This window comes from Providencia sp. CIM-Carb-044 (genome assembly GCF_033901115.1).
Lineage (GTDB): Bacteria > Pseudomonadota > Gammaproteobacteria > Enterobacterales > Enterobacteriaceae > Providencia > Providencia hangzhouensis.
Genome location: NZ_JAXADV010000010.1, coordinates 124,236 through 141,112, shown reverse-complemented (window position 1 = coordinate 141,112; position 16,877 = coordinate 124,236). Strand labels below are relative to the sequence as shown.

General features: G+C 40.9%; 15 protein-coding genes and 1 other RNA gene. 8 read left to right on the top strand and 8 right to left on the bottom strand.

Annotated features, from left to right (window positions below):
* Window positions 1-255: 255 nt before the first annotated feature.
* The 3 genes from SJ312_RS17810 to dagF are packed head-to-tail and all read left to right on the top strand — an operon-like array spanning window position 256 to window position 3,233.
* Window positions 256-1,365 carry an amidohydrolase/deacetylase family metallohydrolase gene (locus tag SJ312_RS17810; protein ID WP_319868156.1) on the top strand — a complete coding sequence of 370 codons (1,110 nt, stop codon included), beginning with the start codon at window positions 256-258 and terminating at the stop codon, window positions 1,363-1,365.
* A 13-nt stretch (window positions 1,366-1,378) separates the two neighbouring features.
* Window positions 1,379-2,491, top strand: coding sequence for a DgaE family pyridoxal phosphate-dependent ammonia lyase (locus tag SJ312_RS17805; RefSeq protein ID WP_319868155.1), 1,113 nt, complete (start codon window positions 1,379-1,381; stop codon window positions 2,489-2,491).
* A 1-nt stretch (window position 2,492) separates the two neighbouring features.
* Window positions 2,493-3,233 (top strand): 2-dehydro-3-deoxy-phosphogluconate aldolase, encoded by a 741-nt coding sequence (gene dagF / locus SJ312_RS17800; protein ID WP_319868154.1) that lies wholly within the window; start codon window positions 2,493-2,495, stop codon window positions 3,231-3,233.
* Window positions 3,234-3,368: 135 nt separating this feature from the next.
* Here dagF and SJ312_RS17795 read toward each other — a convergent pair whose 3' ends face one another.
* The 3 genes from SJ312_RS17795 to rsmI form a co-directional block, all read right to left on the bottom strand.
* Entirely contained in the window at window positions 3,369-4,445 is a 1,077-nt protein-coding gene (locus tag SJ312_RS17795; RefSeq protein ID WP_165879521.1) for a 4Fe-4S binding protein, read from the bottom strand.
* A gap of 305 nt (window positions 4,446-4,750) precedes the next feature.
* An RNA gene (gene rnpB / locus SJ312_RS17790) (RNase P RNA component class A) lies at window positions 4,751-5,124 on the bottom strand.
* Between the two features lie 95 nt (window positions 5,125-5,219).
* Window positions 5,220-6,092 carry a 16S rRNA (cytidine(1402)-2'-O)-methyltransferase gene (rsmI, locus tag SJ312_RS17785; protein WP_004258206.1) on the bottom strand — a complete coding sequence of 291 codons (873 nt, stop codon included), beginning with the start codon at window positions 6,090-6,092 and terminating at the stop codon, window positions 5,220-5,222.
* A 61-nt stretch (window positions 6,093-6,153) separates the two neighbouring features.
* Between rsmI and SJ312_RS17780 the strand changes: the two genes are divergently transcribed.
* The 4 genes from SJ312_RS17780 to dolP all read left to right on the top strand — a co-directional run bounded on the left by SJ312_RS17780 (window position 6,154) and on the right by dolP (window position 9,566).
* Complete coding sequence (locus SJ312_RS17780; RefSeq protein WP_319868153.1) at window positions 6,154-7,854, top strand: penicillin-binding protein activator; 1,701 nt, start codon at window positions 6,154-6,156, stop codon at window positions 7,852-7,854.
* 39 nt (window positions 7,855-7,893) lie between these two features.
* Window positions 7,894-8,274: a YraN family protein gene (locus tag SJ312_RS17775; RefSeq protein WP_004258211.1), complete on the top strand. Its 381-nt coding sequence runs from the start codon at window positions 7,894-7,896 to the stop codon at window positions 8,272-8,274.
* 116 nt (window positions 8,275-8,390) lie between these two features.
* Window positions 8,391-8,981, top strand: coding sequence for a DnaA initiator-associating protein DiaA (gene diaA, locus SJ312_RS17770; RefSeq protein ID WP_004908326.1), 591 nt, complete (start codon window positions 8,391-8,393; stop codon window positions 8,979-8,981).
* A 9-nt stretch (window positions 8,982-8,990) separates the two neighbouring features.
* Complete coding sequence (gene dolP / locus SJ312_RS17765) at window positions 8,991-9,566, top strand: division/outer membrane stress-associated lipid-binding lipoprotein (protein ID WP_004258215.1); 576 nt, start codon at window positions 8,991-8,993, stop codon at window positions 9,564-9,566.
* Between the two features lie 63 nt (window positions 9,567-9,629).
* On the opposite strand, the gene mtgA is transcribed toward dolP, so the two are convergent.
* From mtgA to arcB, 3 genes are all read right to left on the bottom strand, one after another.
* Window positions 9,630-10,352 (bottom strand): monofunctional biosynthetic peptidoglycan transglycosylase, encoded by a 723-nt coding sequence (gene mtgA, locus SJ312_RS17760; RefSeq protein WP_153673829.1) that lies wholly within the window; start codon window positions 10,350-10,352, stop codon window positions 9,630-9,632.
* 8 nt (window positions 10,353-10,360) lie between these two features.
* The gene (gene elbB, locus SJ312_RS17755; RefSeq protein WP_096864412.1) at window positions 10,361-11,011 is read right to left on the bottom strand and encodes an isoprenoid biosynthesis glyoxalase ElbB; all 651 of its coding nucleotides are present in this window, start codon (window positions 11,009-11,011) and stop codon (window positions 10,361-10,363) included.
* Window positions 11,012-11,243: 232 nt separating this feature from the next.
* Window positions 11,244-13,589, bottom strand: coding sequence for an aerobic respiration two-component sensor histidine kinase ArcB (gene arcB / locus SJ312_RS17750; RefSeq protein ID WP_004258220.1), 2,346 nt, complete (start codon window positions 13,587-13,589; stop codon window positions 11,244-11,246).
* Window positions 13,590-13,889: 300 nt separating this feature from the next.
* Between arcB and SJ312_RS17745 the strand changes: the two genes are divergently transcribed.
* A complete protein-coding gene (locus tag SJ312_RS17745) occupies window positions 13,890-15,296 on the top strand; it encodes an FAD-dependent oxidoreductase (RefSeq protein WP_172974386.1) in 1,407 nt (468 codons plus the stop codon).
* 73 nt (window positions 15,297-15,369) lie between these two features.
* Here SJ312_RS17745 and sspB read toward each other — a convergent pair whose 3' ends face one another.
* Together sspB and sspA are read right to left on the bottom strand one after the other, a co-directional pair.
* A complete protein-coding gene (gene sspB / locus SJ312_RS17740) occupies window positions 15,370-15,861 on the bottom strand; it encodes a ClpXP protease specificity-enhancing factor (protein ID WP_172412237.1) in 492 nt (163 codons plus the stop codon).
* Between the two features lie 7 nt (window positions 15,862-15,868).
* Entirely contained in the window at window positions 15,869-16,510 is a 642-nt protein-coding gene (gene sspA / locus SJ312_RS17735; RefSeq protein WP_004258227.1) for a stringent starvation protein SspA, read from the bottom strand.
* Window positions 16,511-16,877 lie beyond the last annotated feature (367 nt).

The following is a 16,877-nucleotide window of genomic DNA, read 5'->3' as shown; positions in this document are numbered from 1 at the left end:
AGGCGGCAAACGACGATATCCCTAGGAGCATACAAAAGTATGTGACTAGGGTAGCGGAAGTGCTGCCAACAACGCTGTGGTTGACATCATTTAGAATACGCACTTAGGCATACTCTAAATAATTCAAATTGCAGCTAGGCGGCAAACGACGATATCCCTAGGAGCATACAAAAGTATGTGACTAGGGTAGCGGAAGTGCTGCCAACAACGCTGCGGTTTGAAGTATGACGAGTATCGAGTATAGAGAGGACAACTATGTACACTTTAATCATCAAACAAGGTAAGCGTATCGATGGCTCGATTATCGACATTCTTATTAAAGATGGAAAAATCGAAGCGGCAGGCCCTGAATTAGCGAATAATCAGCAAGCCGAAAAAGTCATTGACCTACAAGGAAAAACTTATGTCAGTGCTGGGTGGATTGACTCTCATGCTCATTGCTTTGTTGAGTCACCTATTTACTTCGATGACCCTGATTTAGCAGGAGCCGCTGGCGGAGTTACCTCACTGGTTGATGCAGGTAGTGTCGGTGCTGATGATATTGATAAATTTTATCAGCTCACCCAGAAATCAAAAACGAATGTCTTTTCTCTGTTAAATATTTCACGTATTGGCATCATTGCGCAAAATGAATTGTCGGATATGAACAACATCAATGAAGCCTGCTTTCAAGACGCTATCGAGCGCCACTCCGGCTTTGTTGTTGGTATGAAAGCCCGTATGAGTAAAAGCGTGGTTGGTGAAAATGGCATTACCCCACTGATTAAAGCTAAAGAAATGCAGAAAAAACACCATCTTCCACTCATGGTGCATATTGGCAACAACCCGCCGGATATTGATGAAGTCGCTGATTTACTGACGCGCGGCGATATCATCACTCACTGCTTTAATGGCAAACCCAATAAGATTTTAGGCGAAGATGGCTACCTAAAACCATCAATTGCTCGCGCACTCGCACGGGGTGTCATATTAGATGTTGGTCATGGCGGTGAAAGCTTTAGCTTTAAAGTTGCAGAGCAAGCGATGCGCATTGGCACTTACCCTGACATCATCAGTTCCGATATTTACCACCGCAACCGCGTTAATGGCCCTGTTTATAGCCTCGCTTTTGTGATGACCAAATTTCTGTGTATGGGCTTTAGTGCGGAACAAGTGCTTCGCTGCGTTACCGAAAAAGCCGCCAACTTCTTATCGTTACCCGCAAAAGGCTATTTAAGGCCGGGCTTTGACGCCGACATAACCCTTTTTGACCTTAAAGAAGAGCAAACAGAGCTCACGGATGCAGAAGGCGAACACCGTATAGGAACTCACCGCTTCGTACCATTGGCTGCTATCGTCGGTGGAAAACACATTATTCATGCATAAGGTGAATCAGAACATGCAATCGATTTATGATAAATATCAGTTAAAACACGTTATTAATGCCTCTGGCCGCATGACAATTCTGGGTGTTTCAACGCCAACTCCAGAAGTTGTTGAACGTGTTGCTTATGGATTAAATAATTATTTTGAAATTAAAGACTTAGTTAATAAAACTGGCGAATATATTGCTAATCTATTAAATGTTGAAGCTGCGATGGTTGTGTCTTGTGCCTCTGCTGGTATTGCACAAGCTGTTGCAGCGGTGATTGTACAAGATGATGATGATTTACTGCTCAATTTGCATTCATCCGACAAAGTTGTTCCACGTGAAATTATTTTACCTAAAGGCCATAACGTTAATTTTGGTGCCCCTGTGGACACAATGGTAAGCTTAGGTGGCGGTAAAGTAGTCGAAGCGGGTTTTGCTAATGAGTGCAGTGCCGCCCAGTTAGCAGCAAAAATCACCCCCAATACAGCCGCTATTTTGTACATCAAATCACACCATACCGTGCAAAAAAGCATGTTAACCGTGGAACAAGCCGCCAAAGTGGCTCATGACCACCAGCTCCCCCTGATCGTTGATGCCGCAGCAGAAGAAGAACTTACCGCTTACTACCAAGCCGGTGGCGATATTGTGATTTACAGCGGAGCAAAAGCAATCGAAGGCCCAACAAGCGGTCTGGTTATCGGTAAAAAACAATATATTGAGTGGGTAAAACGCCAAAGCCAAGGTATTGGCCGTGCGATGAAAGTAGGTAAAGAAGGTATTTTGGGGCTCACACTCGCTATCGAACAGTACCTGACTGCGACCAAAGAAACAGGCGCAGAGATGGTTAATCGAATGAATCAATTCATCAGTGATTTAAATGCCATTAAAGGTATCTCTGCTCGAGTCGTCTGGGATGGTGCAGGACGTGATATTGCCCGTACCGAAATTAGCTTTGATGAAAACATGATAGGCAAAACCACTTACCAAATCATGGCTGAGCTAAAACAGGGCGATACCGCGATTTACTTCCGTGAGTACAAAGCCAACGAAGGAAAAGTAGAGGCTGACATTCGCAGTGTTAGCACTGAACAACTTGATGTTATTTCTAAGAATATTCGTTTGTTAGTAGAAGGAATTTAAGATGAAATTGTCACCGAATTTTTATCGTGACCGTGTCTGTTTAAACGTACTGGCAGGCAGCCATCAGAATGCAAAAGATATCTATGCCGCAGCAGAAACCTTTGTTGTTGTTGGTGTTTTATCTAAAAATTACCCTGACTTAGAAAGTGCAATTGCTGATATGCGCATTTATGCACAAGAAACCGATAATGCATTATCAGTTGGTCTCGGCGCTGGCGACCCAAATCAGTCAACCATGGTGTCGTTAATTGCAAAAGAAGTTCAACCACAACACGTTAACCAAGTATTCACTGGTGCACCAATTAGCCGTGCACTATTAGGCCAAAACGAAACCTTCGTGAATGCGCTCATATCACCAACAGACACGGTAGGTATGGTGAAAATTTCTACAGGCCCACTAAGCTCTCAAGCGCCAGATGGCATTGTTCCGGTTGAAACTGCCATTATGATGCTTAAAGACATGGGTGCTGACTCAGTTAAATTCTTTAATATGAAAGGATTAACATATATTGAAGAATATAAAGCCATTGCCAAAGCTTGCGCTGACTTTGATTTTTCTTTAGAGCCTACAGGCGGCATTGATTTAGATAACTTTGCTGAAATTTTGCAAATTGCCCTTGATGCAGGCGTGAAAAAAATCATTCCTCATATTTATAGTTCCATCATTGATAAAGAAACGGGCAACACTCGCCCAGAAGATGTACGTCAATTATTGCAGATGGTTAAGCAAGCGGTTAATTGATGTGGTAGTAAGCAGTAAGTGAGAAAATAAATATAAGCGAGTAAATAAGTATAAATAAGCAGTACAAAATCTGTCATCATAACAGAATAACAAGTTGCCCCGCTCATCATCTGTAGCGGGGCTTTTTATTGTGCATCAATGACCTATCATTCTTGCATTTGGTATAATATGAAACCAATAATTATCAGGTACTGGGCTATCCCAAACGCCAAAATACATAGCAATACCAATAATAATAAATAAAACTGCTAAGGTTAGAATTGCCATCATCCAACCCGATAAGCGAAATTGACGTTTTTTTGTTGGCACTTGCAATGAAAAATCCAACGTTGATGCAACAGGGCAAGATTCAACGCAAGTCATACATCCCGTACATTCCACCGTTCTTACAGTAATTAACTTATCGACGGGTATCCGTGATGGGCAGTTCTTGGCACATTTTCCGCAATCAATACAACTTTCCACATTTCGCCGAATTTTAAATGGCGAAAATAACGAAAAAATGCCTAACAAAGCGCCATAAGGACACAAATAACGGCACCAAGCATTACGAATAAACAAGCTTGCTATCACTAAAATGGCCACAGTAGTAAGCGCAAACAAGCTAATATAACGAAAAAAATCCAACATTTTTACGTCAATAATGATCCCATAAGGCGACATCATAAAATATTGGATCATCTGCGCAGACATGGAAAATGCAATATAAAGAAAGAAACCTAATAACAAATATTTTAGGCCTCTTAAAGGGATATCGAGCCATTTAGGTAAGCTAATTTGGTTTTGATAACGAAAGACTTTTTTCCCTAACTTACCAGTGTACTCTGATATTGTGCCAATCGGGCACATCCATGAACAAAATGCTTTTTTGAACAGTAAGCTAATCACAATAAAAGAGACTAATAAAAACATTGAGGCCGCATGAATTGGCGGAAAACTCCCCGTTTCCAAGGTATATTTTAAATTCATTAACCCCGCAATCGGCAGCCAACCTTCAATTCCACCAGGGCGAGGAAGGTGAATTGTCGCCCCTCCAGTTTCGTAATATCGTACCCAGTAATAGAAGGTAACTCCAATATAAATATTGATCGCCAATAGCGTGAACTGTACAAATTTACGCCATGTTGATGCATTTCGCCAATCATTCCAAGGGAGTTTTCCCCCAGTTGTACCTGGGCGACGTTGGTACCTTACACGTGATTTCTTTATCATCTACGCACATCTCTTTAACATGCATTATAAATACCACTATTGTAATTACATATTCACATAGCGTATTGATTTGCATCAGAAGGTTATGATCTTGATGATTTGATGATTTGATGATTTGATGCAGCGAATGGTGAACACAAACAAGATAAGTATTTTGATATTAAATAAAAAGATTATGATTTTTTCTAAATAATTCGAGTTGTGCCACGGCGGCAAAATGAGGAAATCCCTAGGAGCATACACCAGTATGTGACTAGGGTTGACGAATGAAGCCAACACAGGCACAGCTTGAAGTATGACGAAAAAATGGGAGTTGGCCGATAAGCCGGGTTCTGTCATGGACAACCATTCATCTAGGCCAGCACTTGCGCACTGGCTCCAGCAACCTACCCGAGTTCAATGCGGGCCGCACCATATGAACCCCTATTTGGTCTTGCTCCGGGTGGAGTTTACCGTGCCACGAACTGTTGCCAGTCGCGCGGTGCGCTCTTACCGCACCCTTTCACCCTTACCTGATCCTGTAAACAGGCCATCGGCGGTTTGCTCTCTGTTGCACTAGTCGTAGGCTCGCGCCTCCCAGACGTTATCTGGCACCCTGCCCTATGGAGCCCGGACTTTCCTCCCCTCTACCCGTCTCCCGAAGGGACTACGATAAAGCAGCGGTTGTCTGGCCAACTCCGCGGCGAATTATAGGCACTTTGTTGTTGCTTGTACAGACTCTAGCGTGGGCAATTTACCACTTATATCAATCAAATCGTGGTATTTGCCCAAAAATCATTCATCACTTTGATTATCAAGCATCAACTTATACAACATATTTTTCTTGAGACCATAAATTTCAGCCGTGATTGCAGCCGCTTTTTTAGGGGGTAATTCTTTTTGTAATAAATTTAATGTTCTCACCACTTCAGGGGAAACTGCGGAGTCATCAGCTGGCTTTTTATACCCTTCGACAATCAACACCATTTCGCCACGGTGACGGTTTTCATCTTCTTTTACCCAAGCGAGTAATTCTCCCACTGGGCGGCCTTCAATGGACTCCCACGTTTTCGTAATTTCACGTGCTAAAACAACATGGCGATCCGGCCCCCAGACTTCCACCATATCTGCTAAACTGTCTAACAAACGGTGGGTTGATTCATAGAAAATCAGCGTGCGAGTTTCTTGTTCGAGAGATTGTAAAACATCTTTACGCCCTTTTGTTTTAGCGGGTAAAAAACCTTCATAACAAAAACGGTCTGAGGGTAAACCCGCTGCTGATAACGCGGTAATAGCAGCACAGGCACCCGGTAAAGGTACGACACGAATACCCGCTTCGCGGCAACGATTAACTAGATGATAACCTGGATCATTAATTAAAGGTGTACCCGCATCGGAGACTAATGCGATACTATCACCTTGTTGAAGTCGACTAATTAATTGATCTGCCTTTTGCTGTTCATTATGATCATGCAGAGCAAACAACCGCGCATTTATCGCAAAATTCTGTAATAGAATGCCTGAATGCCGAGTGTCCTCTGCTGCAATAAGGTCAACATGTTTAAGAACATCCAACGCGCGTTGCGTTATATCCCCCATATTACCAATTGGGGTAGGGACAATATACAGCGTGGATGCCATAACCACAGCTTGATTAGGTTGGTTCATTGTTTCATCCGAATAGCCGGTTTAAAATTAAGCAATTGAAAAATACACCATTGGATACAGTATGCGTCCTTCAATTTTTTTGCATTTGAAAAAAGGGTTAATCTGCACAGCAATGCTGTCCACATTTGCACTGTCAGGGTGCCAAATTGTCTCGGAATACTTTCCGTCAACCCAAAAAACGCCTGAGCAAAGCACATCTGATGATGCTAGCCGTTACCAAGCAATCATTGATGCTGCACAAGGTAAGCCTTCAATGGAGGCGATAAGGGCCTACATTAGCCAAGAACCTTTATTAAAAACAGCCGCTGAACGCCAAGCTAATATTGATGGGTTATGGCAGATGTTAACACAGTTAACGCCAGAACAAATTCATGGAATTGGGGCAGATGAAAATATTCTTCAAGGCTGGGTCGATCTTTTAGATATTTATCAAAACAACCGAGACGACACAGATGCTTTACTTGCAGGCTATAACGATTGGAAAATGCGTTACTCGAATAACCCTGGAGTGACGGCAACGCCGACTCTTTTGCAACAAACCATGATACCTCAAGTGGGCAAAAACCCTAAGATTGCATTGTTTTTACCCATGAGTGGGCAAGGACAAGTATTCGGTCAAGCGATTATGCAAGGCTTTATGGATGCACAAAAAGGCCTGCCTCAAGGGCCCGCTACTCAAACAGCCATAACACCGCCACCAAGTAGTGGAAATGATGTGCTTGACCAAATTTATGAACAAGTTGCAGCAACAACAGGTAATGCTCCCACTTCTAGCGATAGCGACGTAGTGACATCAACTTTGCGTATTGATGCCGCCCCTGTGAATACCCAAAGCGTCAAAGTGTTTGATACCACAAACAAGCAAATGCCTGAGCTTATTGAACAAGCGAAAAATGAAGGTTTCAATCTTATTGTTGGGCCATTATTAAAAAGTGACGTTCAAGTTATTACCCAAATGGGAGCGCCTGTTAGTGTGCTCGCCCTCAATGAGCTTGATGCGAACCAATTACAGCCTCGACCTAATCTTTGCTATTTTTCATTATCGCCAGAAGATGAGGCACAAAATGCTGCCGCTTACATGAAAGCTGAAGGTAAGCAAATGCCATTGGTACTAGTTCCCGCTAATGCTTTCGGTGATAGGATAGCCAAAGCCTTTGCACAAGGGTGGCAAGAAAAAGGCGGCGGGACCGTTTTAATGCAAACCTTTGGGTCTGTCCCTTCTTTAAAAGAGTCGATTAATCGCGGCGCAGGTATCCGTATGACAGGAACGCCTGTGAATACCGGAATACAATCGATAGACTCACAATATGTCGATTCAACTGGTGCGATTGACGGCGTTTATATTGTTGCCACCCGTGATGAGCTGACCTTAATCAAGCCAATGATTGAAATGGCAATTAGTTCTCGTTCTCGTCCTTCGCTTTATGCAAGCTCTCGTAGTAACCAAGCTGGATCTGGCGCAGACTACCGCTTTGAAATGGATGGCGTTAAATTTAGCGAAATCCCTTTACTCGCAGGTGCAAACAATAACTTACGTAAACAAGCCCAACAAAAGCTGAACAATGATTACTCTTTATTCCGCTTATATGCCATGGGTATTGACGCATGGTCTTTAGCCAACAATTACGACAAACTACAGCAATCGGGACAATTTCGTATCAATGGTGCATCAGGAACCTTGAGTACTACACCAAACTGTGTAGTGTTCCGAGAATTACCTTGGTTGCAATTTAAACAAGGCAAAGTGGTTTCCTCACAATAATATCACTGAATACTTCATTTTTTTTCAGACAAGGACGTCATGAAAATTATGCCAAAAGCCATACAATGGTTAACAGGCCGGTACTATGAAAATCAAGTGCTCGCATTCCTGAAACAGCAGGGATTAACATTTGTTGAACGTAATGCAAGGAACCGAGGCGGAGAAATCGACCTCATCATGCGAGATAATACAGGTTGGGTATTTGTTGAAGTTCGGTTTCGCAAGAATTGTGATTACGGAGATGCACTTTTATCAGTAAACTGGCACAAACGTCGAAAACTATTAGCTGCTGCCAAATATTGGCTCTCACAAAGACAAGAAAGTTTTGAAACCAGTGCATGCCGTTTTGATATCTGCGCCATCACGGGAAACCAATTTGACTGGATACAAAATGCATTCAACGAAAATGATATTTATTAACAAATGATATAATCAGTTTTATACGCTGATCATGCAGTCAACAAAGCTATAATTCAAATATAATGGCAATATACAAAAATAATTTGAATTATATCGAGGCGACAAAGGAAAAAATCGTGCTAGACCGAATAAAAGTTTGCTTCACTGAAAGTATACAAACTCAAATAGCAGCTGCTGAAGCGCTGCCTGATGCCATTTCAAGAGCCGCGATGATGATGGTTCAATCTCTACTCAATGGCAACAAAATTTTATGTTGTGGTAATGGTGCTTCTGCCGCTACTGCACAACGTTTTGCTGCAAGTATGATCCATCGCTTTGAAACCGAACGCCCTAGCTTACCCGCTTTAGCACTTAATACAGATAATGCAGTGTTAACTGCGATTTCGGGTAGTAAGCAGCCTTCTGAAATTTATGCGAAACAAGTTAGAGCATTAGGGCAACATGGTGATGTTTTGATGGCAATTTCAACCCATGGTAATAGTAGCGATATCATTAAGGCGGTTGAAGCAGCCGTGACTAGAGACATGACAATTGTCGCCCTAACAGGTTATGACGGAGGGGAACTCGCAGGTTTACTTGGCCCCCAAGATGTTGAAATTCGTATTCCATCCCAACGAAGTGTTCGAATTCAAGAAGTCCACCTTCTTACTGTAAATTGTCTATGTGACCTCATAGATAATACTCTTTTCCCACATCAGGACGATTAAGGAGATAAAATGCGATTAATTCCGGTTTTTGCCATAGTCATTAGTACTATTCTATTACAAGGTTGTATTGGTGCTGCTGTAGTCGGTTCCGCTGCTGTTGCAACAAAAAGCGCAACTGACCCTCGTACAGTTGGTCAACAAGTTGACGATGGCACCTTAGAAGCTCGAGTTAGTGGGCAACTGAACAAAGATAAAGAAATTACGGGCAAGGCTCGTATCATTGCAACCGCTTATAAAGGAAATGTTCTGCTAACAGGCCAAAGCCCTGATATGGCTTGGGCTGAACGAGCAAAACAAATAGCCTCTAACGTTGATGGCACCATCGCAGTTTATAATGAAGTCCGTAGTGGTGAGCCTGTTGATTTAGGTACAGCCTCAAAAGATACTTGGTTAACAACCAAAGTTAAATCTAAAATCCTCGCGAGTGATAGCGTTAAATCTGGTAGTGTGAAAGTCATTACTGAAAACGGTGAGGTTTTCTTGCTAGGTGTATTAACAAGGCAAGAAGGAGATGCAGCGGCGAAAATCGCTAGTGAAACAGATGGTGTTCGTCGAGTAACGACTGCTTTCACTTATCTTAATTAATCATAAACAATAATATATTGTTATAAAAACAAAAGCCGTGGGTTAAAAACCATGGCTTTTTTCTTATTCGTTCATCAACTGGTTTATTTTCAGATAATTCTTACCTCCCAATAAGTGCATTTGGTTCAAGATCCAAGCTTGCCTTTTGAGCACATAAGAAGATGGGTTTTTTACACTATATCTATGAGGATTAGGCAAAACCGCAGCTAATAGTGCAGCCTCACTCATTGAAAGCTTGCTAGCAGGCTTATTAAAGAATTTATTTGCAGCCTCTTCGACCCCAAAAATACCATCACCAAACTCTACTATATTAAGATAAACGGTCAGTATTCTTTTCTTTGACCATAAAAGCTCCATAACAGGAGTCATTACTGTCTCTAAGCCTTTTCTTAACCAACTTCTTCCATCCCATAACCACACATTTTTTACTGTCTGCTGTGAGATAGTTGAAGCCCCTCTAATTGTTTGTTTATTACTCAAATTATGTTTGTAAGCTCGCTCAATTGCATCAAGGTCGAACCCCCAATGATGAGGAAAATTTTGATCTTCCGCTGCAATTACTGCTAAATAGATATACGGAGAAATGTGATTTTCATCTACCCATTCAGAATGAGATACATAAGAAAAATTTAAGTTTATCCATGCACTAACTTGCCGTTCAATCATCACTGCAGAAAAAGGCACTGGTATGTATTTAAATAAAATGACTGAACAAATCCACACCACAAGTAATGAAAATGTGATCTTCTTTAACCAGTGCCATAATCTAGAAACAATAGTTCGCATTCAAATAATCACGCCATTTCCAATACTTTCTTAACAAGCTTATTAATACCCGTATTTGCTTCAGAAATTGATTGAGCTAGCATATAAGCAGGTGTTGTAACAACTCGGTTAACTTCATCAATTACAATATCATCAACAGCACATTTAATATGTTTCCCCCCCATAATTTCTATTTGAGCAATCGTTTCACTATCATCTCCAATAGTTAGTTCTACTGATGTATTTAACATTTTAGGAAGCATCACTGGAGCAATACACATCAGCCCTAGCGGCTTTTTCTGTTGGTGCATTTGGCGTACTAAACTTAATAGTTCTTTATTAATTTCACACTCGCTTCCTTTAACTGCGAAATCACATAAATTTTTTGCCGCCCCAAAACCACCAGGAATAATGAGGGCATCTAGCTTTGAAGCATCAGCTGACGATAAAGGTGATATTTTACCACGTGTAATACGTGAAGACTCTTCCATTTGGTTACGTTTTTCTGTTTTTAATTCTCCATTTATATGATTTATAACAGTAGGTTGCAACTCATCAGGCGCAAAAAAATGAACTTCAGCATTATATTGACTCAAAGCTAGCATAGTTAGCACTGACTCATGAATCTCGCTTCCGTCAAAAACACCGCAGCCACTTAAAATAACCGCAATTGATTTCATATCTTCCTCCATTTGTAGTAAATTATCTCTCAGGCGCTAAGGTGCATAAACATCAATCTTCATCACAGATTTTAATGAATCTTGTAACAGATTCGCTAAATTTTGGTATCTTGATGTTGCCCTTTACAGTGATATACCTAATTTTATGATTTGCAAAAAACAAAAAGCATATGCAAATCAACGATTTCCCTGGTGTTGGCGCAGTATTCGCGCCCCCCAACTTCGGTTGGGGTTATTTTTTTGTACGCTCATCAACCCAGTTTCTCAAAGTTTCTATATCTGCTTTCCAATCCTGTTTTAATTCATCGACCCATTCTTGCACATTGTCCCACCATGCAGGTAAATCAGGAGATTGAATCTGTTGTGCAATTTTCTGTAAGTTCTTTAAGCCAACAGAACCTGCTGCGCCTTTGATTTTATGAGCTTCCTCAACAATCCCTTTTTGGTCTTTAGCCACCATATTTGAATCAAGAATAGCTAAGTAACCCGGCAGCATTTTTTCAAAGACATCTAGGCCATCATAAATAAGCTTAGGGCCAACTAACTCAATATACTGTTCTAGCATATCGCAATCGAGCCTAGATTCATCAACACTCGAAGTCTCATGCTCACCCGATATTTCTTCAGGTTGAGTAGATTGTTCCCCCCAAAATTGCTCAATAATTTGGGTCAATGCTGGAACTGATAATGGTTTACTCAATACCCCATCCATACCTGCATCAAAGTATTCTTTTTTATCTTTAAGAACATTTGCCGTTAAAGCAATCAATGGTGGTAAGTCTTGCTTATCATACTGCTGTTTGAGTTGCCGAGAGATATCTAGGCCTGTCATATCAGGTAATTGGATATCCAATAAAACTAAATCATATTCTCCAGGGGCAAACATCTCGAGAGCATCTTTCCCATTCATTGCTACATCAACCGTATTTCCTAAATTTTCTAATACAGAACAAGCAACAACAACATTCAGTTCAATATCTTCTACGAGTAAAATATGTAATGCAGGCAATGGGTAATCGTCTTCACTATCTTGCTGTTCAATAACATGACTTTCAACAACAGGCGCTGTGATAGATAAAGTAAAAGTGGAGCCTTGGCCTATTTCACTTTCAACTTGTATATCGCCTCCCATATTTTGTGCTAAGCGACGAGATACAGAAAGCCCAATACCCGTTCCAGTTGCAGGTTTACCTCCAGCAGAATCTGTTACTTGGTAATACATTGCAAAGATTTTATCTAATTCGCCCTTAGGTATACCTATGCCACTATCCTGAACCCTGAAAAACAGTTTATTTTCAGCTTCTTGCCAAATACTAAGCTTCACTTCACCTTTTTGCGTGAACTTAACTGCGTTACCAATTAAATTCCACAATATTTGCCGCAAACGAGTCCCATCAGTTAACACCGTTTTCGGTAATGCAGGGGCAACATCCATGACAAATTTAAGCCCTTTTGGCTGCACCAATAATCCACTTAAATTCTCTAAATCATTCACAAATTCAGATAATGTGATGGGCTGGTTATCTAACTGAACTTTACGGCGTTCAATTTTATCCATCTCAATAATATCATTGAATATATTACCTAACGTAACGGCACTTACATGAATAGTTTTTAAATAGCTAGATTGTTCCGAAGTTAAATCTGTATCTAATAAAATTCGGCTCAAACCAACAATACCGTTAAGGGGGGTACGAAGCTCGTGGCTGATTGTAGAAATAAAGGTGGTTTTCTCCCTACTCGCGCTCTCTAACGCCTCCTGATAGCGTTTACGCTCCGTTATATCGCGCCCAAAGCCCATCAGACCATGGCGTTTACCAACGCGATCATAAAAAGGCACTTTACGAAGTTCAAAACAGGCTTTACGACCATCTGGATATACCAACCATTGTTCATAAGTGAGAGAAACATTATGACGAAATACTTTTTCATCGGTTTCCATAACCTTAGAGGCAATTTCAACATCATAAATATCTAATGGAGTTAACCCAACTAAGTGTTTTTCACTTTTTCCAGTCAATAGTTCCATTGCCCGGTTACACCCCGAAAACTCATTATTTTCGTTGCGGTAATAAACTAAATCAGGTGAGGCATCGAGGAATGAACGAAGTAAAACAGATTGCTGCTCAAGTTCAATTTGCGTCTGCTCACGGTACTTCATTTCTTGTTTTAATTGTTCCAGAAGTTCTAAATGAGCACGCTCTGCTTTTTCTCGCTCTAGAATTTCAAGGTTAAGCTGTTCAATATTTCCCTGTAACTGAGTGTTTAAATCAGCATCACGTTTTCGCATAACTTCAAGTTTATCAACCATTCGCGATAAACGCTGCCGAGACTCTTCAAGCTGCTCAACCACCACCGACAAAAAGTAAACAGCTAATGGGGTAATAATTAACCCAAAGAAAATTGACCCCACCATATCGAGGCTATCAACATGCCCTCTTAAAACAATTGTCACTGCCATTTGCATTATCATGGCGAGAACAACAAGTGCAGATGCGAGTAACAGAGAAAATCGCACCAGCCCGAGCTTCATCATTAAATCGACATAGTATTGCGCAAGGCCGCGAAGTACTTTCATAACCACCCCTTAGTTAAATTCTCTTTGAATCATATATCAAACAAGGCAGTTTCGGATGATTATTCACTCGAAATGTCGATCCTGCTCATTCAATAGCCTTTTTTTACTATTAATGATAAAAAACAATCAGGTATTTTCTTTGTGTTAGATAAAGTAAAAATTTATTTTGGGTATTTTTTAATCAAAATCACATAAAAATCAAAACAATAACGCTACTGTTTCTTGTGGAAGGCCGCTAAAATCAAAGTAAAAGCCCAAGCTATCTCAAGTAAAATCAGACAAAATTCAGTAAGGAATGCCATGAGTTCAAATATTTTCGGCCCCCAACGTTGCGAGCCCCCCAAAAAAGCGCTGGAAATCCGTAAAATAGAGTTTACTGAAGTCTATGAATCCAATAATGCCGTCGATGCACAACAGCAAGCCAACCGTTGTCTCTCTTGCGGTAGCCCTTTTTGTGAATGGAAGTGCCCACTACATAACCCAATATCGAAGTGGCTCAAGCTTGCTGCTGAAGATAAAATTATCGAAGCTGCCGAATTATCTCACCATACCAATAGTTTACCTGAAATCTGTGGGCGCGTTTGCCCACAAGAAAAACTCTGCGAATTAGTATGTGTACTTCATGATACAACAGGTTCTGTGACTATTGGTCATATTGAGCGGTATATTAATGATACTGCTTTTGCGATGGGATGGCGGCCAAACCTTTCCCATATTAGCTCTGTAAACAAACGTGTCGCCATTATTGGTGCAGGCCCTGCAGGTCTTTCTTGCGCAGATGTGCTTATTCGAAATGGTGTAAATGTCGTCGTTTTTGATAAACACCCTGAAATAGGGGGCCTACTAACCTTTGGTATTCCGTCATTTAAGCTAGAAAAGAAGCTAATGGTCCAAAGACGGGAAATATTTACAGAAATGGGGATTCAGTTTCAATTAAATACTGAAGTAGGTACGGATGTCTCTCTAAACGAGCTTCTTTGCAATTATGACGCTATTTTTATTGGTACTGGTACTTACCAAGCAATTCGAGGTAACTTACCTAAAAAAGCGATTCAGGGCGTTTTTGAAGCACTTCCCTATCTAATCGCAAATACACACCATTTAATGCAACTTTCCAACCCTAATGGCGAACCCTATATTAATTTACACGCAAAAAGAGTCATCGTATTAGGTGGTGGAGATACTGCAATGGATTGCGTACGTACCGCTATTCGTCAAGGAGCGAAGCAGGTTAGCTGTTTCTATCGTAGAGATGAACAAAGTATGCCAGCCTCACGAAAAGAAGTCGCTAATGCATTAGATGAAGGAGCCCAGTTCCATTTTAATATGCAAGTCACTGAATTTGTGATTAATAAACAGCAACAACTTATGGGAGTTTATGCCGCTCGTACGCAAAATGGCGAATTAGAAAATGGTCGTTATCAAGTAGAACTAATTAAAGATTCAGCTTTTTTTATCGAAGCCGATGCCATAATTGTGGCTTATGGATTTATTCCTCATAACCAAATTTGGTTAGATAAACCGTTAATCCAGCGCGATAAATATGGTCATATTATAGCAAACCGTAACAGTCCCTTTCCTTATCAAACCTCCCATGAAAAAGTGTTTGCCGGCGGGGATACAATAAGAGGCTCAGATCTTGTTGTGACTGCTATTGCTGATGGGCGCAATGCTGCTGAAGGGATTTTATTATTTTTAGGGGTTTAATGATTTATTTATATAAAAAACAGAGGGTTTATTCCCCTCTGTTCATTCATTAACTGCTAACCCGGCTAATGGATTATTTGACAACCCTTAACGAAGGCCGACCTTTTGGTGGTCGTGGTGGTTCATCCCCTGATGGCTCATGCGAATTTTCATCCACAGATTCAGTTTCATGAACTAAAGAAATGTTGTCTTCAAGCTCTTCGACCTGTTCAAAACCTGCTGATAACTCTGCATCATAAGCAGCTTCAGGCTCAAACATCATTCCAGCCCCATTTTCACGTGCATATACAGCCATAATTGCGGCCATTGGGACATAAACTTGGCGAGGTATCCCACCAAAGCGAGCATTAAAACGCACTTCTTCGTTGGTTATTTCAAAATTACCAACAGCTCTTGGCGCAACATTCAATACAATTTGCCCATCTCGAGCAAATTCCATCGGAACGTTAACCGCTGGAACGGTGACATCAACCACCAAATGCGGAGTCATATCGTTATCAAGCAACCACTCATAGTGGGCACGTAACAAATAAGGGCGACGTGGTGACATTGCTGTCATTTCCATCATTCTTTTAGCCTCTTGTAGACAAACGCATTTCGCGCTCAGATTCAGTCAACGATGCTAAGAATGCGTCACGTGCAAACACACGTTGCATATATAATTGCAGATATTTGCTGCTAGATGGGTTCAATTCAATACCGAGTACAGGTAAACGCCATAGCAATGGAGCCAAATAGCAATCTACGAGACTAAACTCTTCACTCATGAAGAATTCCATTTCAGCAAAAACAGGAGAAACCGCAATCAGTTCTTCAGAGAGTTGGCGACGAGCATTTGCTGCCTCTTGCGCACTACCATTCTCTATTTTGCTCATTAATGAATACCAATCATTTTGAATGCGGTGCATCAATTGACGGCTAGTCCCACGTGCAACTGGATAAACAGGCATTAATGGCGGATGAGGAAAACGCTCATCAAGGTATTCCATGATAATGTGTGGGTCATACAGAGTCAGGTCACGATCAACTAATGTTGGAACGCTTTGGTATGGGTTGAGATCAATCAGATCTTGAGGCAGATGACCGGGTTCGACATGTTCAATTTCAACACTTACCCCTTTTTCAGCCAAAACAATCCGTACCTGATGGCTAAAAATGTCAGTAGGGCCAGAGAACAATGTCATTACCGAACGTTTATTAGGAGCGACAGCCATTAAAACCTCCAAAATACAAAATGGACGAAATGTAATTAATTTTTAATTACCCATTACCCATTTTAAAATCCCCTGTGTTTAACTCTCATTTATCCATACTGAAAGTCAACACAACCCTCCCGCACAGTAAAGGCGAGAAATGTGAAATAAAAAAACAGGGGCATATTCTAACAGATTTTGTACAACTTAGGGGGAACACACCGAAAAAATCACAGATTTATTTCATTTTTAGGTTCAAAAAGATAAAAAATTAGAGTTTTCAAACGAAAAAATAAGGACAGCAAGAATAAAAAACCTAAAGTGAACTCTAGGGTTCGGGTTATATTTAGTAGAATTATCCCAATATTGCTCCACTAATAATTATTTT